Origin of the sequence: Agrococcus sp. Marseille-P2731 (assembly GCF_900117395.1) — a bacterium.
Lineage (GTDB): Bacteria > Actinomycetota > Actinomycetes > Actinomycetales > Microbacteriaceae > Agrococcus.
The window spans coordinates 176,447-199,683 of record NZ_FPEG01000002.1; the positions used below are offsets into that span (position 1 = coordinate 176,447).

The 23,237-nt window shown below is 72.8% G+C and carries 23 protein-coding genes; 19 read left to right on the forward strand and 4 right to left on the reverse strand.

Features of this window, described 5'->3' with window-relative positions; genetic code table 11:
- The first annotated feature begins 23 nt into the window (after positions 1-23).
- Positions 24-632 (forward strand): TetR/AcrR family transcriptional regulator, encoded by a 609-nt coding sequence (locus BQ6202_RS04785; RefSeq protein WP_072313346.1) that lies wholly within the window; start codon positions 24-26, stop codon positions 630-632.
- A 30-nt stretch (positions 633-662) separates the two neighbouring features.
- Here BQ6202_RS04785 and BQ6202_RS04790 read toward each other — a convergent pair whose 3' ends face one another.
- Entirely contained in the window at positions 663-1,505 is an 843-nt protein-coding gene (locus BQ6202_RS04790; protein WP_159433611.1) for an aminotransferase class IV, read from the reverse strand.
- Between the two features lie 8 nt (positions 1,506-1,513).
- The gene (locus tag BQ6202_RS04795) at positions 1,514-2,050 is read right to left on the reverse strand and encodes a hypothetical protein (protein ID WP_072313348.1); all 537 of its coding nucleotides are present in this window, start codon (positions 2,048-2,050) and stop codon (positions 1,514-1,516) included.
- 116 nt (positions 2,051-2,166) lie between these two features.
- On the opposite strand from BQ6202_RS04795, the gene BQ6202_RS04800 reads away from it, so the two are divergent.
- The 7 genes from BQ6202_RS04800 to ndk all read left to right on the forward strand — a co-directional run bounded on the left by BQ6202_RS04800 (position 2,167) and on the right by ndk (position 11,108).
- Positions 2,167-3,405: a sensor histidine kinase gene (locus tag BQ6202_RS04800; protein ID WP_072313349.1), complete on the forward strand. Its 1,239-nt coding sequence runs from the start codon at positions 2,167-2,169 to the stop codon at positions 3,403-3,405.
- Positions 3,393-4,115, forward strand: coding sequence for a LuxR C-terminal-related transcriptional regulator (locus BQ6202_RS04805; protein ID WP_072313350.1), 723 nt, complete (start codon positions 3,393-3,395; stop codon positions 4,113-4,115). Before BQ6202_RS04800 ends, BQ6202_RS04805 begins: the two co-directional genes overlap by 13 nt.
- Positions 4,112-4,984, forward strand: a complete 873-nt coding sequence (locus BQ6202_RS04810) for a DUF4097 family beta strand repeat-containing protein (protein ID WP_072313351.1) — start codon at positions 4,112-4,114, stop codon at positions 4,982-4,984. Before BQ6202_RS04805 ends, BQ6202_RS04810 begins: the two co-directional genes overlap by 4 nt.
- A 284-nt stretch (positions 4,985-5,268) precedes the next feature.
- A complete protein-coding gene (gene ileS / locus BQ6202_RS04815; RefSeq protein ID WP_072313352.1) occupies positions 5,269-8,559 on the forward strand; it encodes an isoleucine--tRNA ligase in 3,291 nt (1,096 codons plus the stop codon).
- Positions 8,556-10,112, forward strand: coding sequence for a bifunctional folylpolyglutamate synthase/dihydrofolate synthase (locus BQ6202_RS04820; protein WP_072313353.1), 1,557 nt, complete (start codon positions 8,556-8,558; stop codon positions 10,110-10,112). Before ileS ends, BQ6202_RS04820 begins: the two co-directional genes overlap by 4 nt.
- Positions 10,109-10,513 carry a DUF4233 domain-containing protein gene (locus BQ6202_RS04825; RefSeq protein WP_072313354.1) on the forward strand — a complete coding sequence of 135 codons (405 nt, stop codon included), beginning with the start codon at positions 10,109-10,111 and terminating at the stop codon, positions 10,511-10,513. Before BQ6202_RS04820 ends, BQ6202_RS04825 begins: the two co-directional genes overlap by 4 nt.
- A 184-nt stretch (positions 10,514-10,697) precedes the next feature.
- Entirely contained in the window at positions 10,698-11,108 is a 411-nt protein-coding gene (gene ndk, locus BQ6202_RS04830) for a nucleoside-diphosphate kinase (protein ID WP_442855758.1), read from the forward strand.
- A 54-nt stretch (positions 11,109-11,162) separates the two neighbouring features.
- On the opposite strand, the gene BQ6202_RS04835 is transcribed toward ndk, so the two are convergent.
- A complete protein-coding gene (locus BQ6202_RS04835) occupies positions 11,163-11,783 on the reverse strand; it encodes a vitamin K epoxide reductase family protein (protein WP_072313355.1) in 621 nt (206 codons plus the stop codon).
- A gap of 42 nt (positions 11,784-11,825) precedes the next feature.
- On the opposite strand from BQ6202_RS04835, the gene leuE reads away from it, so the two are divergent.
- Complete coding sequence (leuE, locus tag BQ6202_RS04840) at positions 11,826-12,509, forward strand: leucine efflux protein LeuE (RefSeq protein WP_072313356.1); 684 nt, start codon at positions 11,826-11,828, stop codon at positions 12,507-12,509.
- A 227-nt stretch (positions 12,510-12,736) separates the two neighbouring features.
- Positions 12,737-15,727 (forward strand): Rne/Rng family ribonuclease, encoded by a 2,991-nt coding sequence (locus BQ6202_RS04845; RefSeq protein WP_083587102.1) that lies wholly within the window; start codon positions 12,737-12,739, stop codon positions 15,725-15,727.
- Between the two features lie 39 nt (positions 15,728-15,766).
- Here BQ6202_RS04845 and BQ6202_RS04850 read toward each other — a convergent pair whose 3' ends face one another.
- Entirely contained in the window at positions 15,767-16,036 is a 270-nt protein-coding gene (locus BQ6202_RS04850) for a DUF4031 domain-containing protein (RefSeq protein ID WP_072313357.1), read from the reverse strand.
- 187 nt (positions 16,037-16,223) lie between these two features.
- Here BQ6202_RS04850 and rplU point away from each other — a divergent pair, with 187 nt between their 5' ends.
- From rplU to rsfS, 9 genes are all read left to right on the forward strand, one after another.
- Positions 16,224-16,532 (forward strand): 50S ribosomal protein L21, encoded by a 309-nt coding sequence (gene rplU / locus BQ6202_RS04855; protein WP_072313358.1) that lies wholly within the window; start codon positions 16,224-16,226, stop codon positions 16,530-16,532.
- Between the two features lie 13 nt (positions 16,533-16,545).
- A complete protein-coding gene (gene rpmA / locus BQ6202_RS04860; RefSeq protein ID WP_072313359.1) occupies positions 16,546-16,803 on the forward strand; it encodes a 50S ribosomal protein L27 in 258 nt (85 codons plus the stop codon).
- Positions 16,804-16,885: 82 nt separating this feature from the next.
- Positions 16,886-18,418 (forward strand): GTPase ObgE, encoded by a 1,533-nt coding sequence (obgE, locus tag BQ6202_RS04865; protein WP_072313360.1) that lies wholly within the window; start codon positions 16,886-16,888, stop codon positions 18,416-18,418.
- Positions 18,415-19,206: a glutamate 5-kinase gene (gene proB / locus BQ6202_RS04870; RefSeq protein ID WP_072313361.1), complete on the forward strand. Its 792-nt coding sequence runs from the start codon at positions 18,415-18,417 to the stop codon at positions 19,204-19,206. Before obgE ends, proB begins: the two co-directional genes overlap by 4 nt.
- 100 nt (positions 19,207-19,306) lie before the next feature.
- Positions 19,307-20,569, forward strand: coding sequence for a glutamate-5-semialdehyde dehydrogenase (locus tag BQ6202_RS04875; protein WP_072313362.1), 1,263 nt, complete (start codon positions 19,307-19,309; stop codon positions 20,567-20,569).
- Between the two features lie 90 nt (positions 20,570-20,659).
- Positions 20,660-20,836, forward strand: a complete 177-nt coding sequence (locus tag BQ6202_RS14870; protein WP_159433612.1) for a hypothetical protein — start codon at positions 20,660-20,662, stop codon at positions 20,834-20,836.
- A 2-nt stretch (positions 20,837-20,838) separates the two neighbouring features.
- Positions 20,839-21,444 carry a nicotinate-nucleotide adenylyltransferase gene (gene nadD, locus BQ6202_RS04880; protein WP_072313363.1) on the forward strand — a complete coding sequence of 202 codons (606 nt, stop codon included), beginning with the start codon at positions 20,839-20,841 and terminating at the stop codon, positions 21,442-21,444.
- Positions 21,441-22,829: a hypothetical protein gene (locus BQ6202_RS04885; protein ID WP_072313364.1), complete on the forward strand. Its 1,389-nt coding sequence runs from the start codon at positions 21,441-21,443 to the stop codon at positions 22,827-22,829. Before nadD ends, BQ6202_RS04885 begins: the two co-directional genes overlap by 4 nt.
- A gap of 16 nt (positions 22,830-22,845) precedes the next feature.
- The gene (gene rsfS, locus BQ6202_RS04890; RefSeq protein WP_072313365.1) at positions 22,846-23,235 is read left to right on the forward strand and encodes a ribosome silencing factor; all 390 of its coding nucleotides are present in this window, start codon (positions 22,846-22,848) and stop codon (positions 23,233-23,235) included.
- Positions 23,236-23,237: the final 2 nt, after the last annotated feature.

A 23,237-nucleotide genomic window follows, 5' to 3' on the forward strand; every position in this document is an offset into this window, starting at 1 on the left:
AATAGCCGTCGGGAAGGGATTCCATGGCGACGTCACGACGGCCGGGCCGGCCGAGGTCCTCGAGCGCTGCGACCATCCACGAGGCGGCGCTCGAGCTGTTCCTCGAGCGCGGCTACGACGCGGTCAGCATCGACGACATCGCCCGCCGCGCCGGGGTCTCCCGCGGCACCGTCTTCGCCTACTGCGACTCGAAGGCCGACGCCCTGTGGGCGAGCCTCGACGCGGCGATCGATCGTGCAGGTGCCGCGCTCGCCGCGGGCGGTGGCCCGGGCGATCCGGGCGCGCTCGACCGGCTCGTCGACGCGCTCGCGCTCGCGGTCGAGCCGTGGGGCACCGCGCCGCCCGCAGCGCTGCGCGACGCCCGCGCGATGGGTGCGGTGGCGGCGCTGCGCGACGGCGCCCCTGCCAGGCTGCAGCCGCTCGTCGACCGCGCGGCGCTCGCGCTCGCGCTCGAGCGCGACGTGCTGCCCGAGTCGGCGGATGCCTCGGTCGAGCCGGTCGCGATCGTCGCCGCCGCGTGCGCGGCGCTCGTCGCGTGGACGGGCACGCCCGGACGGCCGAGCGCGGCGACAGCCGTGCGCGTCGCGGTCGAGCCGTTCGCTGCTGCGGCCCGCGCGGCGGGTGGTCGCTGAGTCGGCCCGGCTGACGCCCACCCAGCCGCCTCAGACGTCGAGCAGCCTGCGCAGGGTGGGGTCGAGCGGCGACGCCGGCAGCTCGCGCCCGTCGACGCTCGTGATGCGCGCGAGCAGGCGACCGGAGGACAGCAGCCACGCGCCGTCGCTCGCCAGCAGGTCGTCGGGCACGAGCGAGGCGAACGCGACCGACAGGCCGGCAGCAGGCGCCTGATCCATCAGGTGCTCGAGGGTGATGGACGCGAGGATGCCCTCCTGCTGCGGCGTGAGCAGGCTGCCGCCCCGGTCGATCACGAGGGTCGAGGTCGGCCCTTCGAGCAGCAGCCCGGCGGGCGAGACGAACACCACGTCGTCGAAGCCCTGCTGCGCGGCATGCCGCTTCGCCGCCATGTTGATCGAGTACGACAGGCTCTTGGCACCGGGCAGCAGCCACGGCATCGCAGCGACATCGTCGCCGTCGTGCCCACGCCCGAGCAGCGTGACCGAGACGCCCTGCTCGCGCTCGCGGACGACGGATGCGCCGAGCGCCGCCATGAGGGCGAAGGCCGTCGGGTCGCCGCCGGCCTCTGGCCCGCGGGTGAGCACGAGGCGGATGACGGCCTCCGGATGCGCGGCGAAGTCCCACGCGGCGCAGAGCGCGTCGATCGCACGCCCGTAGCCTGCGCGGTCGGGGGCGGGCAGCTGCAAGATTTCGGCGCTGCGCTCGAGCCGGTCGAGGTGCGACTCGCGGTCATGCACCTGCGGAGCGCCGTCGGCGCCGGCGCGCACGAGCGTGGCGTCGAAGACACCGTCGCCCCGCACGACGCCGAGGTCGTCCGCCCGCACGATCGGGTGGGTCACGTCGACGATCGAGCCGTCGAGGAGTGCGAGCAAGGGCGCGCTCATGCGTTGCCCGCGCAGAACTCCTGGAGCGCGGTGACCTGCTCGCCCAGCTCGCCGATGCCGGCGATCGCGCGATCGATGCCGCTGGTGTCGCCCGCCTGCAGCGATCCCTCGGCGTCGGCGACCAGGGCGGTCCAGCCTGCCTGGATGGCCTCGATGCGCTCGATCAGCGCAGGGTCGGTGACGCGTGCCTGCAGGTCTCCCACGCGCGTGGAGATGCTGCCCAGCAGCACGGCCCCACCGAGGAGGTCTCCGCTGCCGAACCGCTCGCCGAGGAGGGCCACGTCGACCGCGATGCCCTGCATGTCGGTCACCAGCTGCGCGCACTGCTCGGCCTGGGCCGAGCTGCCGCTGGGCTGCGGGGCGTCGCCGGGAGCGGTCGGCGCCGGCGCTGCGGTCGGTGCTGCCGCGCTCGGCACCGGCGGCAGCGACGGCGAGGGCATCAGTCCGCAACCGCTCACCGCGAGCCCCAGCGCCAGCGCGATGACGGCGCTCGCGGTGCGGATCCTGCGGGTGGACGATCGCGGGGAGGGCATGCCTCGAGGGTAGCGCCGGGTCCCCCGCGGAGGGGGCTGGCAGGTGGGGGTTAACCCCCGTGGAACTTCCGGGGATCCGCCGGGTGCGGGCGCGCCCCGCGGCCTAGCGTTGAGGCATGCACCGCATCCGCCCCCTGCTCGCCACCGTCGCGCACCTCGCGCTCCTCGGTGTCGTCGGCATCCCCGTCCTCTCCCTCGTGCTGACCGTCGCGGCGACCGGCATCGCCACGCTCGTCGTGCTCGTCGGCGTCGTGCTGCTGGCGCTCGCCCTGCTCGGCATCGTCGCCCTCGCCTGGCTCGAGCGCGAGCGCGTCGCGGGCCTCTACGGCGTCGACGTGCCGCCGGCGGTCTTCCGGCACTCGCACCGCACCGACTGGCTGCGCCTGCCGCACCGGCTGCTGCGCATCGTGACCGACGGACAGCACTGGCGCGCGATCCTCAGCCTCTTCCTGGCGAGCCTCTTCGGCGCCTTCACGCTGCCGCTCTTGTCGCTCGTCGGCCTGGGCATCCCGCTGGCGCTCGCGGGCCTCGGCGACGCAGAGACGATCACCATCCCGCTCACCTCCATCCCCGTGCCCGTCGAGTGGGCGCCGCTCGTCGGCCTCCTCGCGCTCGCGGCAGGCATCGCCGGCACCATCGGGCTGGCGCTCGCGCACCGCAGCGTCACCACCGGCCTGCTGGTGCCCGACGACCGCGCCCGCCTCGAGCAGGAGGCGCGCGACGAGCGCGAGCGCCGCCACGGCGCCGTGCGGGCGGCCGACTTCGACCGGACCCGCATCGAGCGCGACCTCCACGACGGCGTGCAGCCCAGGCTCGTGTCGATCGCGATGCAGCTGGGCATGGCCCGCGACAAGATCGAGCACGACCCGGCCGCCGCGATGCGACTGATCGACGAGGCACACGCCTCCTCGAAGTCGGCGGTCACCGAGCTGCGGCAGGTCGCGCGCGGCATCCACGTCGCCGTGCTCGACGACCGCGGGCTCGACGCAGCGGTCTCTGCGCTCGCCGGGCGCAGCGTCGTGCCGGTCGAGGTCGACGCGCGCATCGAGGGGCGCTGCAGCCGCGACGCCGAGACCGCCGTGTACTTCGCGATCGCCGAGGCCATCACCAACGCCCAGAAGCACGCCCGCGCCAGCCGCATCCGGGTGGCGATCCGCACCCGCAGGCCCCAGGGCGGCCCCGCGTCGCTCTGGGCCCGCATCGAGGACGACGGCGTCGGCGGCGCCGAGCGCCAGGCCGGTGGCGGCATCGACGGCCTCGCGCACCGCGTCGCGGGCGTCGGCGGCACGCTCAGCGTCTCCAGCCCCGCAGGCGGCCCGACCGCGATCGAGGTGGACGTCCCGTGCGCATCCTGATCTGCGAGGACAGCGTCCTCCTCCGCGAGGGCATCGCCCGCCTGCTCACCGACGCCGGCCACGACGTCGTCGCGCAGCTGCCCGACGCCACGGCGCTCGAGGCCGCGATCGCCGCGCACGACCCCGAGCTCGCCATCCTCGACGTGCGGATGCCCCCGACCCGCACCAACGAGGGCATCCTCGCGGCGATCGCGATCCGCTCCCGCGCGGCGCAGCCCGGCAGCCCCCGACCCGGCGGCGACCGACCCCGCGTGCTCGTGCTCTCGCAGTACGTCGAGGAGCGATACGCGGCCGACCTGATCGCGAGCGGCCCCGCCGGCTTCGGCTACCTGCTGAAGGATCGCGTCGCCGACGTCCGCGACTTCCTCGCCGCGGTCGAGCAGGTCGCCGCCGGCGGCACGGTGCTCGACCCCGAGGTCGTCAGCCAGCTGCTCGCCCGTCGTCGCCGCGACGCCCGCATGGAGCGGCTCACGCCGCGCGAGCGCCAGGTGCTCGCCCTGATGGCCGAGGGCTCGTCGAACCAGACGATCGCCGACCGCCTCTACGTCTCTGCCGGCAGCGTCGAGAAGCACATCTCTGCCGTGTTCCAGAAGCTCGAGCTCGAGCCCGAGGACGGCAACCGCCGCGTGCTCGCGGTGCTCGCCCACCTCGAGGCCCCCACCTCTCCCGACCCGACCAGCGCGCCCGGCGCGACCGGAGGCATCCGATGACCACCATCACCCCCAACCCCGCACCCGCCGGAGGGCCCGCGCCCGCCGGAAGCCTGGCCGGCCGCCCCGGCCGCTGGATCAGCATCCTCATCATCGTGCTCGGCACGATCGGCATCGTCTACGGCATCGGCAGCGGCGTCGTGCGCGGTGTCTCTGCCCACGCGGCCACCGCCCACGAGTACACGGCGGATGCCGCGGGCCTCGGGGAGCTGCGGATCGACAGCTCTGCAGCCGCGTTCGAGATCCGCTTCGGCGACGTCGACGAGGCGCAGCTGTCGGTCGCGACCGATGGCGGCCCCGCACAGCAGTGGCGGCTCGAGCGGGAGGGCGACGCGCTCGTGATCGACACCGGCCGTCAGTGGCGCTGGTTCGGCCTCGGCATCGTGCTCGGCGACCGGGTCGGCGAGGAGCGCGCGATCCTGACCCTGCCGGCAGCCCTCGAGCGCAGCGAGCTCGGCCTCGACGTGGGCGTCTCGGCGGGCAGCCTCGACGCCGCAGGCGACTGGGGCGCAGTGCTCGTCGACCTGAGCGCCGGCAGCATCGACCTCTCCGGCAGCGCGGCGTCGCTCGACGTCGAGGTCTCCGCGGGGGAGGCGCGCATCGACGTCGCCACCGACGGCGCCGTCGACCTGGGCGTCAGCGCCGGCCGCGTCATCGGCGCCCTGACGGGCGAGCAGCCGGCGTCGATCACGGCGCAGGCGAGCGCCGGCAGCATCGAGCTGGACATCCCGGACGGGGCGTACGCCGTGACCGAGCGCACCTCGGCCGGCGACAGCGACGTGCGGGTCGTCGACGACCCGAGCGCCGCATCCACCATCGACGTCGACGTGAGCGCCGGCAGCGTGCTGCTGCGCGGCAGCACGCGCTGATCCCCGGATGCGGCCAGCAGTGCCCAGGCAGTGACGGTGGCCGGATCGGCGCGGTAGGATCGACCTACACGCACCGATCCGGCCATCACCGGGGAGCGGTCGGGAGAACGGCTCTTCGGCACCGAGAGGTGCAGGGGCGCTCAGTAGATCCGAACGGGGCAGGCCCGTCACAGCCGTCGCACGAAGCGGTGACCTGCCGGGGAGACCCGACAGGTCGCAAGCGGGGTGGTACCGCGCGAGAGCGTCCCCGCATCCGAGAACCACGAGGATGCAGGAGACCCAGCGTGACCGAGACCCAGCGCTATCCGCTCGACGCCGACCGACCGGTGGTGGCCAGCCCCGACCTGCCCGCGATCGAGACGGGCATCCTCGCCTTCTGGAAGGGCGACGATACCTTCCGCGCCTCGGTCGAGCAGCGCCAGGGGTGCACCGAGTGGGTGTTCTACGACGGCCCGCCCTTCGCCAACGGCCTGCCGCACTACGGCCACCTCCTGACCGGCTACGCGAAGGACGTCTTCCCGCGCTTCCAGACCATGCGCGGCAAGCAGGTGCCCCGCGTCTTCGGCTGGGACACCCACGGCCTGCCCGCGGAGCTCGAGGCGATGAAGCAGCTCGGCATCACCGAGAAGGCAGAGATCGAGGCGATGGGCGTCGACGTCTTCAACGAGAAGGCGCGCGAGTCGGTGCTGCAGTACGTCGACGAGTGGCAGGACTACGTGACCCGCCAGGCCCGCTGGGTCGACTTCGACGGCGGCTACAAGACGCTCGACCTGAGCTACATGGAGAGCGTCATCTGGGCGTTCAAGGCGCTGCACGACAAGGGCCTGGCCTACGAGGGCTACCGCGTGCTGCCCTACTGCTGGCGCGACGAGACGCCGCTGTCGAACCACGAGCTGCGCATGGACGACGACGTCTACCAGGATCGCCAGGACACCACGCTGACCGTCACCTTCCCGCTCACGGGCGAGCGAGCGGATGCGCTGCAGCTGTCGGGCGTCAAGGCCCTGGCCTGGACGACGACGCCGTGGACGCTGCCCACGAACCTCGCGCTCGCGGTCGGCCCCGAGATCGCCTACGCGATCGTGCCCGCGGGGCCGAGCGGCACGACGGCCCCCTCCGCCGACGGCTCCGAGGGCTCCTTCCTGCTCGCGGCCGACACCGTCGCGGCGCACGCGAAGGATCTCGGCTACGCCTCCGCCGAGGAGGCGGTCGCCGCCGTCGAGCGCACGCTGCCTGGCAGCGAGCTCGCAGGCGTCACCTACGAGCCCATCTTCGACTTCTTCGCCGACGCATCCGTCTGGGGCACCGAGCACGCCTTCCAGATCCTGGTCGACGCCTACGTCGCCACCGGTGAGGGCACCGGCATCGTGCACCAGGCGCCCGCCTACGGCGAGGACGACCAGCGGGTCACGAACGCCGCCGGCATCCCGACGATCCTGTCGGTCGACGACGGAGGCCGGTTCCTCGACGTCGTCGCACCGGTCGCGGGGCAGCAGGTCTTCGACGCCAACAAGCAGCTCTCGAAGCTGCTGAAGGATGCCGGTCGCGTGCTGCGCCAGGCGAGCTACGTGCACTCCTACCCGCACTGCTGGCGGTGCCGCAACCCGCTGATCTACAAGGCGGTCTCGAGCTGGTTCGTGAAGGTCACCGACATCAAGGCCGATCTGCTCGCCGCCAACGAGCAGATCACCTGGGTGCCGGAGAACGTCAAGCACGGGCAGTTCGGCAAGTGGCTCGAGGGCGCGCGCGACTGGTCGATCAGCCGCAACCGCTACTGGGGCAGCCCCATCCCGGTGTGGAAGAGCGACGACCCCAACCACCCGCGCATCGACGTCTACGGCTCGCTCGACGAGCTCGAGCGCGACTTCGGCGTGCGCCCGACCGACCTGCACCGGCCGGCGATCGACGAGCTCACGCGACCGAACCCCGACGACCCGACGGGGCGCTCGACGATGCGCCGCATCCCCGACGTGCTCGACGTCTGGTTCGACTCGGGCTCCATGCCCTTCGCGCAGTTCCACTACCCCTTCGAGAACGAGCAGTGGTTCGAGGAGCACAGCCCCGCCGACTACATCGTCGAGTACATCGGGCAGACGCGCGGGTGGTTCTACGTCATGCACGTGCTCTCGGTCGCGCTCTTCGGCCGGCCGGCGTTCGAGAACGTCATCAGCCACGGCATCATCCTCGGAGACGACGGCTTCAAGGCCTCGAAGTCGCGCCGCAACTACCCCGACGTGAACGAGTCCTTCGACGCCTACGGCTCGGATGCGGTGCGCTGGAACCTGATGCAGGGCTCGATCCTCAGGGGCGGCAACTTCGTCGTCTCCGAGGAGGGCATCCGCGAGGCGCTGCGGCAGTTCCACCTGCCGCTGTGGTCGACCTGGTACTTCTTCTCCACCTACGCGAACCGCGCCGCCGACGGCGCGCCCTACCTCGCCGAGCGCTCCACCGCATCCGCCGACGTGCTCGACCGCTACATCCTCGCCAAGCTGCGCGAGACGGTCGAGACGGTGACGGCTGCGCTCGAGCGGCTCGACGCGACGGGTGCGACCTGGGCGGTGCGCGAGTTCCTCGACGTCCTGACCAACTGGTACGTGCGGCGCTCGCGCGACCGGTTCTGGGCTGGCGTGCGCTCCGACGGCTCGGGAGCCGAGGCGTTCGACACGCTCTTCACGGTGCTCGAGACGCTCACGCGCATCGCCGCACCGCTCTCCCCGCTCGTGACCGAGGAGGTCTGGAAGGGCCTGACCGGCGGTCGCTCGGTGCACCTGACCGACTGGCCCGCAGTGGCCGATGGCGGTGCGGACGAGCTGCCGGCCGACCCCGCGCTCGTGGCGCAGATGGATGCGGTGCGCGCGATCGCGAGCGTCGGCAACGCGCTGCGCAAGCAGGCGAAGAAGCGCGTGCGCCTGCCGCTGCCGCGCCTGACGGTCGTCGGCGCTGTCGACGTCTCGGCGTTCACCGGCGTGCTCCGCGACGAGCTGAACGTGCGAGAGGTCGCGCTGGAGGCCGCGGGCGACGACGCGCTCGAGCGCTACGGCATCTCGCGCCGCCTGCAGGTCAACGCGCGCGCCGCGGGGCCGCGACTCGGCAAGGACGTGCAGCGGGCGATCCAGGCGGCGCGCGCCGGCGACTGGTCGGTGGATGGCGACACGGTGACGGCGGGCGGCATCGCGCTCGTCGAGGGGGAGTACGAGCTCGCCCTCGAGGTCGCCGACGAGAGCGCGGCGGTCGGGTTCCTGCCCGCTGGCGGCTTCGTCGTGCTCGACACCGCGACGACCCCCGAGCTCGAGGCCGAGGGCCTCGCGCGCGACGTCGTCCGCGCCGTGCAGTCGGCGCGGAAGGACGCCGGGCTCGACGTGAGCGACCGCATCCGCCTCACCCTCGGCTCCGACAGCCACGGCGTCGCAGCGCTCGAGGCGAACGCCGAGCTCGTCAAGGGCGAGACGCTCGCCGTCGACCTCGCCGTCGAGCGCGTCGACGACGCCGCTGGCGAGCTCGCCGACGGGCGCACCGCGCACCGCGTCGGGGACGGCTCGCCGCTGGCCATCACGATCGAGAGGGCAGGCGCATGAGCGACGAGCTCGCGGGCGAGACGCCCGACATCGACGACCGCATCCTCGCCTCGCTCGAGCACGCCGAGGCGGCGGAGGCCGCCTATCAGGCGCTGCTCGAGCGAGCGGGGGAGCAGGCGGTCGAGCCGCGCATCGAGGCGACCCGGCGCGCCGTCGAGCTGCTGGGCGACCCGCAGCGGGCGTTCCGCATCATCCACATCACCGGCACCAACGGCAAGGGCTCGACGGCCCGCATCGCCGATGCGCTGCTGCGCGCGCACGGCCTGCGGACGGGCGTGCTCACGAGCCCGCACCTCGAGCGCGTCAACGAGCGCATCACGATCGACGGCGAGCCCGTCTCCGACGAGGCCTTCGCGCGCGGCTACGAGGACATCGAGCCGTTCCTCCAGATGGTCGACGCAGAGCTGGCCGAGCGGGGTGAGCGCCGGCTGACGTTCTTCGAGGCGTTCACGGTGCTCGCCTTCGCGATCATGGCGGATGCGCCGGTCGACGTCGCGGTGCTGGAGGTCGGCATGGGCGGCACCTGGGATTCGACGAACGTCGCCGACGGCGACGTCGCGGTCATCACGCCAATCGCCCTCGACCACACGAACCGGCTCGGCTCGACGGTCGAGGCGATCGCGCGCGAGAAGGCCGGCATCATCAAGCCCGACGCGATCGTCGTCTCTGCAGCCCAGGCGCCGGAGGCGCTCGCCGTGCTCGAGGCCCGCGCCGCGGAGGTGGGCGCGCGGCTGCTGCTCGACGGGCGCGACTTCTCGCTCGTGGAGCAGTCGGTCGCGGTCGGCGGCCAGCTGCTCACCGTGCGCGGCCTCGCGGCCGAGTACATCGACCAGCTCGTGCCGCTCATGGGCGCGCACCAGGGGCGCAACGCCGCCCTCGCGCTCGTGGCGGTCGAGGCGTTCCTCGGCGGCGGCTCGCAGCCGATGACCGCCGAGGTGCTCGCCGACGGCTTCGCGGCGGCGACCTCGCCCGGCAGGCTCGACACCATCGGCGCGGACCCCCTCGTCATCGCCGACGCCGCGCACAACCCGCACGGCGCCGCCTCGCTGCGCGCCGCGCTCGGGGAGTACTTCGGGCTCGAGCGCGTCACGCTCGTGCTCGGCGTGCTGGTCGGGAAGGACGCGACGGGTGTGCTCACGGAGCTCGAGAGCGTGATCGACGAGGTCGTCGTGACGCAGTCGACCTCCGAGCGCGCGCTCGACGCCGACGAGCTCGCCGCGCAGGCGGTCGCGGTGCTCGGCGCCGAGCGCGTGCTCGTCGAGACCGACCTGGCGACCGCGGTCGAGACCGCGCGCGACGCGGCGGCCGACCGCCAGGGCGCCGTGGTCGTGACCGGCTCGGTCACGCTGCTGGGCGACGTGATCGGTCACGCCCGTGAGGCGGGCTGGTTGCTGCGGCCGGATGCGCGCCGGCAGGCGGCGACGGTGCAGCTGGATGCGCCGGAGCTGGAGGCCGAGGGCTTCGGTGGTGCCGGCATCGCTGCGGCCGGCCTCGACGCGGGCGACATCGACGGTGTCGGAGCTGCCGAAACCGGCGAGGAGGACGACCGATGAGCGACGAGACCCCGACACCCGCGCGGGCCCGCAAGCCCCGCCCGCAGCGCGGCGCCATGGAGGCGCTGCTGCGCATCGTGCACACCCTCGAGGTGTGCGCGCTCGCCTTCGGCGCGCTGGCCGCCTGGGGCGTCTCGCGCGACTGGCCGCAGCCGGTGGCGTTCGGGGCCGTCGCGCTGCTGCTCATCCTCAGCATGCGCGTGCTCGGGCGGCCGTGGGGCTGGATCGTCAGCCTCGTCGCGCAGATCGCGGTGGGCCTGCTGGTGCTCGTCGAGGTGGTCTGGGGCCTCGTCGCGCTCGTGTTCATCATCCTGTGGATCTTCTGCTTCGTGAAGGCGCGCGGCATCGAGCACCGCCGCCTCGCTGCAGGCCTCGACCCGCGCGGAGCCCCCGGCACCTGACCCGCGCCTCCGCCCTTCCGGCCGGCGCCGCGCGCAGTCGCCCGGAGATTCTCCGGACCCGAGAGGCGCCGGCTGGACCATCCAGCCGGCGACCCGCTCCGGTGTGGAAGCTCCGGGCGGTCGCGCGAGACGGCACGCTCGGCCGCGGTCGGGGCGGGTCGACGTGCTCGGTACGCTGGTGAGCATGCAGAGCACCCTCGTCCTCATCAAGCCCGACGGCGTCCAGCGACAGCTGACGGGCACCATCCTCGCCCGCATCGAGGCGAAGGGCTACGTCATCGCCGACCTGCGCCTGGTGCAGCCCGACAAGGCGCTGCTCGAGGAGCACTACGCCGAGCACCAGGGCAAGCCCTTCTTCGAGCCGCTCGTCGAGTTCATGCTCTCCGGTCCCTCGGTGGCGATCCGCCTCGAGGGCGACCGGGTCATCGAGGGCTTCCGCTCGCTCGCCGGCACGACCGACCCGACCACGGCCGCGCCCGGCACGATCCGCGGCGACCTGGGCCGCGATTGGGGCCTCAAGGTGCAGCAGAACCTCGTGCACGGCTCCGACTCCGAGGAGTCGGCGGCGCGCGAGCTCGCGCTCTGGTTCTCCTGAGCTGAGACGACGGGACGATGCGGGCCGGCCTGAGGGCTGGCCCGCAGCCGTCGCCTAGAAGCCCGCGAGCAGGTAGCGCGGGATGCCCGGCAGCACGACCATGATCGTCACGACCATGATCACCGCGAGCGCGAGCGAGAGCACCCAGCCCCACGACTGCACCTTCGCGAGCGAGCGGCGGATGCCGGCGGGCGCGGGCAGCGCCCCGGAGCCGAAGCCCCACACCCAGAGGGGGAACGCCATCGCGTACATCCCCATCCACACCAAGAAGCACCACGGGCATACGAAGCCCAGCACGAAGATCGACTGCTGCGCGAGCCACAGCACGAACACGAGGCCGACGAGCACGCCGATGGAGAAGACCGTCCACACCCAGCGGGGCAGCGGCACGCGAGCGAGCGCGAGCACACCCACGAGGATCGGAGCCGGGAACGCCATGAGCCCGATGAAGGGGTTGGGGAAGCCCAGCAGCCTGCCCTGCTCCGACTCCATCGCGCCGGAGCAGCTCAGGAACGGGTTGAGGTCGCAGCCGAGCGCCTCATCGGGGTTCAGCAGCAGCTCGATGCGCTCCACCGAGAGCGAGAACGCTCCCAGCAGCCCCACGAGCCCGGTGACGATCAGGAGCACGCCGAGCCAGGCGGGCGCCGCGATGCGGGCGGGACGAGTGTCGGTCATGAGGCCTCCTGCCTCTCATCCAACCATTGCGGCGGGTGCCCGATGAGCCTCGACGGCACGACTCTTGCGGCATTCACAGCCGGCGTGCTCGTCATCGTGCTGCTGCCGGGCGCCAACAGCCTCTTCGTTGTGACGACCTCGCTGCGCGCTGGGCGTCGCGCTGGCTTCCGCGCGACGCTCGGCGTCTTCCTCGGCGACGCCATCCTCATGGTGCTCGCCGTGCTGTCGGCGCAGGCGCTCTCGGCCAACCCGGTGGTGTTCCGGATCCTCACCTGGGCGGGCGCCGCCTACCTGTGCTGGCTGGCGCTCGGCCTCGTGCGCTCGGCCCTCGCGCGCATCCGCGCCAAGCGCCTGCACACCGCCGAGCCGGAGGCGACCGAGAACCCGACCCATCCGTCGACGACGCCCAACCCGATCATCGCGAGGCCCAGGCTCGCGCCGTTCCGCACCGCGCTCGTGACGAGCCTGCTCAACCCGAAGGCGATCCTCTTCTTCGCCTCCTTCTTCGTGCAGTTCATCGACCCGGGCTCACCGACGCCGCTCGCCGACCTGGTCGTGCTGATGCTGATCCTCGAGGTGGTGTCGGCGGCCTACCTCACGGTGCTCGTGCTGCTCGGCTCGCGCATCGGCCGTCGCGTGCAGCCCCACGGTTGGCTCGCGATCGTCGCCACGCTGATCGCCGCAGTGGCGTTCATCGCGCTCGCCGTGCGCGTCGTGCTGCCGTAGCGGCGGTGCTGCACAGGCGCTCGAGCTTCCCGAGCGGCGCGGCGCCGGTGGGGTAGACTTCCCCGCAGCGCGCCCGACGGGCGCACGCACAAGTTTTTCCGGGCGGTTCGACTGGCCTGGGCCGCCCCCGCGAGGGGGCGAGTGAAGAGGATTCGCGCCGGGGTGCGCCCCGGGCAGCGACAGAGATGTCGACCGGCAGTGCCGGTCGCGACAGGAGCACGCCAGCGATGGTGGAGAACACGACAGCCGGCCCCGCATCGGGCGGCGAGCAGCAGGCAGAGCACGCGACGACCGAGGCCACGAGCGCTGAGGGCACGGGCGCCGTGACGAGCAGCACCGAGGCGAGCGGCACCGAGGCGAGCAGCACCGAGGCGAGCAGCGCCGCGACCGAGAAGCCCAAGCGCAAGCGCGTGGCGTCTCGCCGGTCGAAGTCGCCGAAGGCCGCGGATGCGTCGGCCGACGACAGCGCGCCCGGCGCGTCCGAGGACGCGGCCCCGCCGGCTGCTGCCGCGAACGCCGCCGAGCAGCGCAGCGACGACAGCCAGCCCGCCGCGGAGCAGGGCCCTGACGCCCAGCCCGCTGCCGAGCAGCCCGCTGCCGAGCAGCCCACCGCCGGGCAGCCCACCGCCGAGCAGCCCGCTGCCGAGCAGCCCACCGCCGGGCAGCCCACCGCCGAGCAGCCCGCTGCCGAGCAGCCCACCGCCGAGCAGCCCACCGCCGAGCAGCGCACCCCTGCGCGCCCCTCCGGCGAGCAGGAGCCCGGCCACGAGCCCGGTCTCGTGGACCCGGCGACGTCGTCGCCGGACTCGGCCTCGGCCGCCGCATCCGCCCCCGACCCGCTCGAGGCCGCCAAGGTGCTGCCGGCGCTGCCGCAGGGCCCGTTCGGGCTGCTGTTCCACGCTCCCGACCTCGAGGCGCTGCCGACGCTGCCTGCCGCCGACGCCTACAGCGACGACGACGATGACGAGGACGACGACGAGTACGACGACGACCGCAGCGGCGGCCGTCGCTCCTCGCGCCGCAACCGCCGCTCGCGCCGCCGCGAGCCCGAGGACGAGAAGCCGCTCATCACCGAGCCGCAGAAGGTCAAGGGCTCGACGCGACTCGAGGCGAAGCGCCAGCGCCGCCGCGAGGGCCGCGATGCCGGCCGTCGCCGCACGGTGGTGACCGAGACCGAGTTCCTCGCTCGCCGCGAGGCCGTCGAGCGCCAGATGATCGTGCGCTCGAAGCACGACCGCGTGCAGCTCGCCGTGCTCGAGGACGGCGTGCTCGTCGAGCACTACGTCGCGAAGTCGTCGGAGTCGAGCCTGATCGGCAACGTCTACCTCGGCCGCGTGCAGAACGTGCTGCCGAGCATGGAGGCCGCCTTCGTCGACATCGGGCGCGGCCGCAACGCCGTGCTCTACTCGGGCGAGGTCGACTGGGACGCAGCAGAGCTCGAGGGCCAGCCGCGCAAGATCGAGCTCGCGCTCAAGCCCGGCGACACGGTCCTCGTGCAGGTCACGAAGGATCCCGTCGGCCACAAGGGCGCCCGCCTCACCAGCCAGATCTCGCTGCCCGGCCGCTACCTCGTGTCGGTGCCCGGCGGATCGATGAACGGCATCTCGCGCAAGCTGCCCGACACGGAGCGCGCGCGCCTCAAGAAGATCCTCAAGCAGGTGCTGCCGGAGGGCGTCGGCGTCATCGTGCGCACCGCCGCCGAGGGCGCCACCGAAGAGCAGCTGACGAACGACGTCGAGCGCCTCACGCGCCAGTGGGAGCGGATCCAGCAGCAGAAGCAGTCGGGCAGCGCCCCGCAGCGCCTGCACGCCGAGCCCGACCTGCTCGTCAAGATCGTGCGCGACGTCTTCAACGAGGACTTCCACAAGCTCGTCATCCAGGGCTCCGAGGCCCTCACGACGATCCGCGAGTACCTCGAGGCGATCGCACCCGACCTGCTCGACCGCGTCTCGGCCTACGAGGGCACCGACGATCCCTTCGACCACTTCCGCATCGCCGAGCAGATCGACAAGGCGCTCGACCGCAAGGTCTGGCTGCCCTCCGGCGGCTCGCTCGTGATCGACCGCACCGAGGCCATGACGGTCGTCGACGTGAACACCGGTCGCTTCGTCGGCGCCGGCGGCAACCTCGAGGAGACCGTCACCAAGAACAACCTCGAGGCGGCCGAGGAGATCGTGCGCCAGCTGCGCCTGCGCGACATCGGCGGCATCATCGTGATCGACTTCATCGACATGGTGCTGGAGTCGAACCGCGACCTGGTGCAGCGCCGCCTGATCGAGTGCCTCTCGCGCGACCGCACGAAGCACCAGGTGGCAGAGGTCACGAGCCTGGGCCTCATCCAGATGACGCGCAAGAAGCTGGGCCTGGGCCTGCTCGAGTCCTACTCGGAGCCCTGCGAGGCCTGCGCGGGCCGCGGCATCATCGTGCACCACGAGCCCGTCTCGCGCTCGCAGCGCCAGAGCAGCGACCCCGGCCCCGCCGGCTCGTCGAACCGCCGCGGTCGCGGCCGGGGCGGCAAGCAGGGCGAGCCGTCGCAGCAGCCCCAGCAGCAGCACCAGCAGCAGGGCAGCAACGGCGGCACCCATGCCATCACCGACGACATGCGCAAGGGCCTCTCGCAGATCGCGCTCGCCGCGAAGGGCAAGGCGGCGGATGCGGAGCACGGCACGCAGGAGGCCGCGGCCGAGCCGCGCGTCGAGCAGGCTCCCGCGCAGGGCGCCCAGCAGACCGAGGACCGGCAGCCGGTGCGCGAGCAGCAGGACGAGTCGCAGCAGCCGCAGGAGGGCCAGCAGGAGGGCCAGCAGGAGCGCGGCCAGCAGGAGCAGGGCGGGCGCGAGCGCCAGGGCCGAGGCCGAGGCCGGGGCCGCAAGGAGCGCGGGGGTCGCGACCGCGATCAGCGCGAGCGCTCGGGCAGCGGCGATCAGCAGGCCGGCGGCGACCAGCAGTCCGCGGGCGAGCAGCCGTCGGGCATCGTGCAGCCTTCGCCCGAGGCTGTGCAGGCCGTCGGTGCCGAGCCGGTCGTGTCGATCCTCGACATCCCGCTCGAGCCCAAGCACGAGCAGCCGGCGCCGAAGGTGACGGAGAACGACCTCGACGGGCTGCTCGGCGGTGCGCTCGACGCGCTCGCCGCGCCGGCGCCCGGCACCGGCAAGGCCGCGCGCCGCTCGCGTCGCGCATCCTCCGGCGTCATCACCGCGAAGCCCGATCAGTCGAGCTGACACGACCCGGGCAGTGCGCGAGCGCGGCCGGTCCGCACCTCAGTGCGACCGGTCGCGCTCCTTCACGCGCAGGCCGCTCGCGATGAGCCTGCGCACGAGCTCCTTCGGGCTCACGTGCTCGGCGCCCATGGCGATGAGCCCTTCGATGCGCTCGGCCGGCACGTCGTAGTGGTCGTGGTCGAAGCCGCGCGCCGGCAGTCCCGCGCGCTTGGCGAAGTCGTGCAGCTCGTCGAGGCTCGAGTCGCTCACGAGGTGCGCCCACATGCGCTCGTGCGCGGGCCACAGCGGGTCGTCGACGAGGATCGCCATCTGGCCAACCTACTGCGCCGTCGCTGAGCGCTCCGAGTCGCCGCGGAAGAGCGACGCGCGATGGTGCGATGTTGCCCGAAGCCGCGATTGCCTGTATCGTTGTGCGCTGGCGCAAGTCGCATCTGTGCGCGCGCCACAAGCTTCGTCCCGGCCAAGTCGGGAGTCGTTCCAACAGTGAGGATCCAACGTGGTGTACGCAATCGTGCGCGCCGGCGGCCGGCAGGAGAAGGTCGAGGTCGGGACCATTCTCGTCGTCGACCGCATCGCCGGTGACGACAACGGCAACGTCGAGCTGGCCCCCGTGCTGCTCGTCGACGGCGACAAGGTGACGTCGGACGTTGCTGCGCTCGCCCAGGTCAAGGTGACGGCAGAGGTCGTGACCGACCTGCGCGGCCCGAAGATCCGCATCCAGCACTACCGCAACAAGACCGGCTACAAGCGCCGCATGGGTCACCGCTCGGAGCTCACGCGCCTCAAGATCACCGACATCAAGTAAGGGGACCGCAGAGATGGCACATAAGAAGGGCGCATCGTCCACCCGCAACGGCCGTGACTCGAACGCGCAGTACCTCGGCGTCAAGCGCTTCGGTGGCCAGGTCGTGAAGGCCGGCGAGATCCTCGTCCGCCAGCGCGGCACCCACTTCCACCCCGGCGCAGGTGTCGGCCGCGGTGGCGACGACACGCTGTTCGCCCTCGAGGCAGGCGCGGTCGAGTTCGGCAAGAAGGGTGGCCGCAAGGTCGTCAACATCGTCGCGGCTGCTGAGTAGTCAGCGCACGAGCACCACGAGCATTCCGATGGACGGGGCGGGCTTCGGCTCGCCCCGTTCTCGCATCTAGAGGAGACCTCCCATGGCGACATTCGTCGATCAGGTGACGCTGCACCTGCGTGCCGGCAACGGCGGCCACGGCTGTGTCTCCGTGCACCGCGAGAAGTTCAAGCCGCTCGGCGGCCCCGACGGTGGCAACGGCGGTGACGGCGGCGACATCGTGCTCGTCGCCGACCCGCAGATCACCACGCTGCTCGGCTACCACCGCGCACCCCACCGCTCGAGCGAGAACGGCCAGCCCGGCCAGGGCGACCACAAGTCCGGCACCACGGGCTCCGACCTCGAGCTGCCCGTGCCCATCGGCACGGTCGTGAGGGATGCGTCGGGCGAGCAGGTCGCGGACCTCACGCACCCGGACATGCGCATCGTCGTCGCTGCGGGCGGGCAGGGCGGTCTCGGCAACGCCGCGCTCTCGAACACGAAGCGCAAGGCCCCGGGCTTCGCGCTGCTCGGCACGCCCGGCGCCGAGGGGGACGTCACCCTCGAGCTGAAGACGGTCGCCGACGTGGCGCTCGTCGGGTTCCCGAGCGCCGGCAAGTCGAGCCTCGTCGCAGCGATGTCGGCCGCGCGGCCGAAGATCGCCGACTACCCGTTCACGACGCTGCACCCGAACCTCGGCGTCGTCGAGTCGGGCCAGACCCGCTACACGATCGCCGACGTGCCGGGCCTCATCGAGGGTGCGAGCGAGGGCAAGGGCCTCGGCCTCGAGTTCCTGCGGCACGTCGAGCGCTGCTCTGCGCTGCTGCACGTGATCGACTGCGCGACGCTCGAGTCGGGTCGCGACCCCGTCAGCGACCTCAAGGTCATCCTGGCCGAGCTCGCCGCCTACCCGGTGCCGGAGGGCCAGCTGCCGCTGCTCGAGCGCCAGCAGCTCGTCGCGCTCAACAAGATCGACGTGCCGGAGGCGGAGGAGCTCGCCGACTTCGTGCGCGAGGAGATCGAGGCCATGGGCTTCCGCGTCTTCGAGATCTCGACGGTCGCGCGCCGCGGCCTGCGAGAGCTGTCGTTCGCGCTCGCCGAGATCGTGGAGGCCGATCGTGCGGCGAAGGCCGTCGAGCCGGAGCCGGAGCGCATCGTGCTGCGGCCGCGCGCCGTCGACGACGCGGGCTTCACCGTGAAGGTCGAGGGCACGCACGCCGGCCCGCTGTACCGCATCCTGGGCGCGAAGCCGGAGCGCTGGGTGGCGCAGACCGACTTCCGCAACGACGAGGCCGTCGGCTACCTCGCCGACCGGCTCGCGAAGCTCGGCACGGAGGAGGCGCTGCTCAAGGCCGGCGCCGTCGCCGGCGCGACCGTCGTGATCGGCCCGGGCGAGGGCATCGTCTTCGACTGGGAGCCCACCATCGCATCGGCCGCAGAGCTCGTCGGCAACCGCGGCACCGACCCGCGCCTCGACCGAAACGACCGGCGCACCACGCAGGAGCGCCGCGAGCAGTACTACGCGCTGATGGACGCCAAGCAGGCTGCCCGCGACGGGCTCGTGCAGGAGCGCGACGCCGGCATGTGGAACGACGACGAGGGCTTCGAGGTGCAGCGCGGGGACGACCGGTCGTGACCGTGCTCGACCGGGGCGCCGGCGAGCTGATCGTCGTCAAGGTCGGCTCCTCCTCGATCTCGGGGGAGCGTCGCGCGCAGATCGAGTCGCTCGTCGACGGGCTCGCCAGCCTGCACCGCACGAGTCGCGTCATCCTCGTCTCCTCCGGCGCGATCGCGACCGGCATGCCGTTCCTGGGGCTCGACGACCGGCCCGCCGACCTGCCGATGCAGCAGGCGGCGGCGGCCGTGGGGCAGAACGTGCTCATGAACCGCTACCAGCGCAGCCTCTCGCGCCATGAGGTGACGGCCGCGCAGATCCTCCTCACCGCATCCGACATGGACATGGACTCGCACCGGGTCAACGCCCGGAACGCGCTGCGGCGGCTGCTCGAGCTGCGGATGCTGCCGATCATCAACGAGAACGACACGGTCGCGACGCACGAGATCCGCTTCGGCGACAACGACCGCCTCGCAGCGCTGGTCGCGAAGCTCATGCGCGCCGACCGGCTGATCCTGCTCTCGGACATCGCTGCGCTGCGCACCGCGCCGCCGGACGAGCCCGGCTCCGAGCCCATCGAGCTGGTGCCCTACGGCGACCCCCTCGAGGGCGTGAAGCTCGGGGCGAGCGGCTCCCACATCGGCTCGGGCGGCGCCATGACGAAGGTCGACGCCGCACGGCTCGCCGCCGACGCGGGCGTGCGCGTCACCGTCACGGCGACCCCGCTGCTCGAGCGGCTGATCGCGGGGGAGCGGCTCGGCACCGAGTTCGAGCCGAACCCGGCGCCGGCGCACGACGACGCCGACTGAGGCTGCGGCCGAGGAGGCGGAGGCGCTGGGTCGCGAGACGAGGATGCGCTCGGCTGCGGGTGCGTTCAGTCCTCTGCTCGGCGGAGCCTAGGATCGGGGCATGGCAGAGACGGGCTCCGGTGACGACTTCGACGCGCTGCTGCGGACAGCGCAGCGCGCCTCGCGCAGCCTCGGCGTCGCGCCAGCCGAGCGGCGGCACGCGGCCATCGAGGCCATCGCCGGCGCCATCGAGGCCGCCGCGCCCGAGATCCTGGCCGCCAACGCCGACGACCTCGCGCGCGGCCGCGACGCCGGCCTCGCCGAGGGCCTGCTCGACCGGCTGACGCTCGACGACGCGCGCATCCAGGGCCTCGCCGACGCCGCGCGAGCGCTGGCGGCGCTGCCCGACCCGGTCGGCGAGGTGCTGCGCGAGCGCACGCTGCCCAACGGCATCGAGCTCTCGCAGGTGCGCGTGCCCTTCGGCGTCATCGGCGTCATCTACGAGGCGCGCCCGAACGTCACCGTCGACCTCGCCTGCATCGCCCTCGGCTCCGGCAACGCGGTCGTGCTGCGCGGCGGTTCTGCTGCCGAGCGCACCAACGCCGTGCTCGTCGCGACCATGCAGGATGCGCTGGGCGCCGAGGGTCTGCCGCGCGAGTCGGTGCAGACGATCGACACCCACGGGCGCGAGGGCGCCGGGCGCCTCATGCGCGCCCGCGGGCTCGTCGACCTGCTGGTGCCGCGCGGCAGCGCCGCGCTCATCGAACGGGTCGTGACCGAGTCGACGGTGCCGGTCATCGAGACGGGCGCGGGCGTCGTGCACGCCTTCGTCGATCGCGCGGCTGCGCTGCCGATGGCGGTCGACATCGTGCTGAACGCGAAGACGCAGCGCACGAGCGTCTGCAACTCGCTCGAGACGCTGCTCGTGCACCGCGACATCGCCGAGACCGCCGTGCCCGTGCTCGCGGAGGCGTTGCGCGCGGCGGGCGTGACCATCCACGCCGACGGCGCGCTGCCCGGCGTCGAGGACGCCGCGCCGCTCGGCGAGAGCGGCTGGGCCACCGAGCACCTCTCGATGGATCTCGCGATCGGGCTCGTCGACGACCTGGACGCGGCGATCGAGCACATCAACCGGCACGGCACCCACCACACCGACACGATCGTCACGGCCGACGAAGAAGCGGCGGCGCGGTTCCTCGCCGAGGTGGACTCCGCGGTCGTCATGCACAACGCATCCACCCGGTTCACCGACGGCGGGGAGTTCGGGTTCGGCGCAGAGGTCGGCATCTCGACGCAGAAGGCGCACGCGCGCGGGCCGATGGGGCTGCCGGAGCTGACGAGCACGAAGTGGCTCGTGCGCGGCACGGGGCAGGTGCGTACCTGATCGAGCCTCCCGGCCGGGAGCGCCTGGCCGGGAGCGCCTGGCCGGGAGCCGCGCCGCGCCGCGCTAGGCTTGAGCCGATCGGAGGCATCCATGGACCTGCTCATGCTCGCGACTGCCGCGCACGCCGAATCGGCTGAGGCGAACATCGCTCCCTACATCGCCGGCGGCATCGCCGCCGCGGTCTTCCTCATCGCTGCGATCGTCCTGCGGTCGTTCCGCGACGTGGCGCACCGCTCTGCGCGCCACGACGTGCACGGCGACGGCTGAGCATCGCCGACGTGCCCGGGCGCCGTCGCCGCCTCGGCATCATGGGCGGCACGTTCGACCCGATCCACCACGGGCACCTCGTCGCGGCGAGCGAGGTGGCGCAGCACTTCGAGCTCGACGAGGTCGTGTTCGTGCCGACCGGTGAGCCCTACCAGAAGCGCGACGTCACGCCGAGCGAGGACCGCTACCTGATGACGGTGGTGGCGACGGCCTCGAACCCTCGCTTCAAGGTCAGCCGCGTCGACGTCGACCGCGACGGCCCCACCTACACGATCGACACGCTGCGCGATCTGCGCGCGCAGCATCCTGATGCAGACCTCTTCTTCATCACGGGCGCGGATGCGTTCGCGTCGATCGTGGAGTGGAAGGACGCGGACGAGCTCTGGCGGCTCGCGCACTTCGTCGCCGTCACCCGCCCGGGTCACCAGCTCGAGGTCGCGGATTATCCGAAAGAGCGCGTCTCGCTCCTGGAGATCCCCGCACTTGCGATATCGTCGACCGATTGCCGTGCGCGAGTCCGCGCCGGCTACCCCGTCTGGTATCTCGTGCCCGACGGAGTGGTTCAATACATCACCAAGCACGACTTGTACCGGAGACTGACTGCATGACTGACGCGAACGAAGAGCGGCCGCTGACGCGGCGCGAGCTTCGCGCGCGCGAGCGCGCGGCAGAGCTCGCGGCGACCGGGGGCATGCCCGCGGTGCCCACGGACGTGCCCGCCAGCGACGCGCAGAGCACGGACGAGCAGAGCGCTGCCGAGCCGGGCGACGACCGGTCGGCTCGCGCCGGGCGTCACTCGTCGCCGAGCGCGCCGTCGGCTCCCGCCGATGTCGACCTGCTCGAGGCCGAGCTCGCGGAGGGCGACGACGCCCTGCAGCCCGAGGCCCTCCCGGTCGAGACCGACCAGGCAGACGTCGAGGTGCCGGAGCACCCGCAGTCGGAGTCCGAGCTGGCCACCCCCGAGCAGTCCGCGGCTGCCGCGGCCCCCGCGGTCGCGACGCCCGCGTCGAAGCCCCTCGGCCGCTTCTTCGGCCGCAAGAAGGGCAAGCCGAGCCAGGCCGAGCAGCAGGCGCGGGCCGACGAGGCGTCGCACGTCGAGGCCGACGCCAGTGCCAGCACGTCGCAGGAGCCCGCCGAGACCGTCGCGATCCAGCAGGTCGAGGTCGAGAAGGTCGACGCGACCTCGCCCGAGGCCGCCGACGCCATCGAGGCAGAGCTCGCAGAGCCCGCCCCCGAGCCGATCGCCCCCAGCACTCCCGGGCCTGTCGACGCATCCGTGCCCGCGCCCTCCTCGGCGCGCCGCTCGAGCGCGCAGTTCGACGACGTGCAGGGCCTCGACACGGTCGATGACGCCGCCGTCGACGACGTCGAGATCGACGAGGTCGTCGTCGAGCAGCCTCGCGTCTCCTCGCGCCGCGTGGCAGAGGTCACCCCCGCGGAGCTCGAGGATCGCCGCAAGGCGCAGGAGACCCCTGACGAGCTGATCGTCACCGGTCCGAGCCGCGGTCAGTCGCAGCGTCTGCCCGTGATCGTCAACGTCGTCTCCGACACCTCCGAGCACCACATCGCCGACCTGCGCGAGCAGGGCGTCGCCGGCAGCGGCGGCACCTCGACGTCGTCGATCACCGCGAACGCGCTCGTGCTGCCCGCCGGCAGCGAGAGCCCCGAGTTCGCTCTCGAGGGCGACGACGGCCTGCTCGTGACCGGCTCGATCGACGTGCCAGAGGGCTTCGCCTCGTCGGGCCGCGGCCGCGCGGCCATCGATGGCAACGACGTCGACGCCGACGTGGCCGAGGGCGAGGTGACGAGCCCGGAGACGGCGCCCGTCCGCGCCTCGAAGGCCGTCTCCTCCTATGCGAATGCCCGCGTGCAGATCGCACCGCAGAAGCAGCGCGCGAACGTGCTGCCCATCGCCGTCGGCGTCGGCGCCGGTGGCGTCGCCCTGGCGATCGCGGGCTTCGTGGCCTTCGCATTCTCGCAGGGCTGGTTCTGATCTCGAAAGGTGCGCGATGAGCGCGGATGACAAGGCGATCGCGCTCGCGCGCGCTGCAGCACGTGCGGCTGACAAGGTGCTCGGCACCGATCAGGTGTGCCTCGACGTGTCGGGGCAGCTGCCGCTGACCGACGTCTTCCTGATCGTGACGGGCCGCAACGAGCGGCAGGTCAGCGCGATCGCGCGCGAGGTCGAGGATGCGCTGCTGCAGGAGGGCGCGAAGCCCGTGCGGCGCGAGGGGCGCGCCGACGGCCGCTGGGTGCTGCTCGACTTCTCCGACATCGTGGTGCACGTCTTCCACGAGGAGGAGCGCACGTACTACCAGCTGGAGCGGCTGTGGCGCGACGCCGCGGTCGTCGACCTGCAGCTGCCCGAGCAGCCGGCCAGCGAGGCCGACGCGTCCTGACC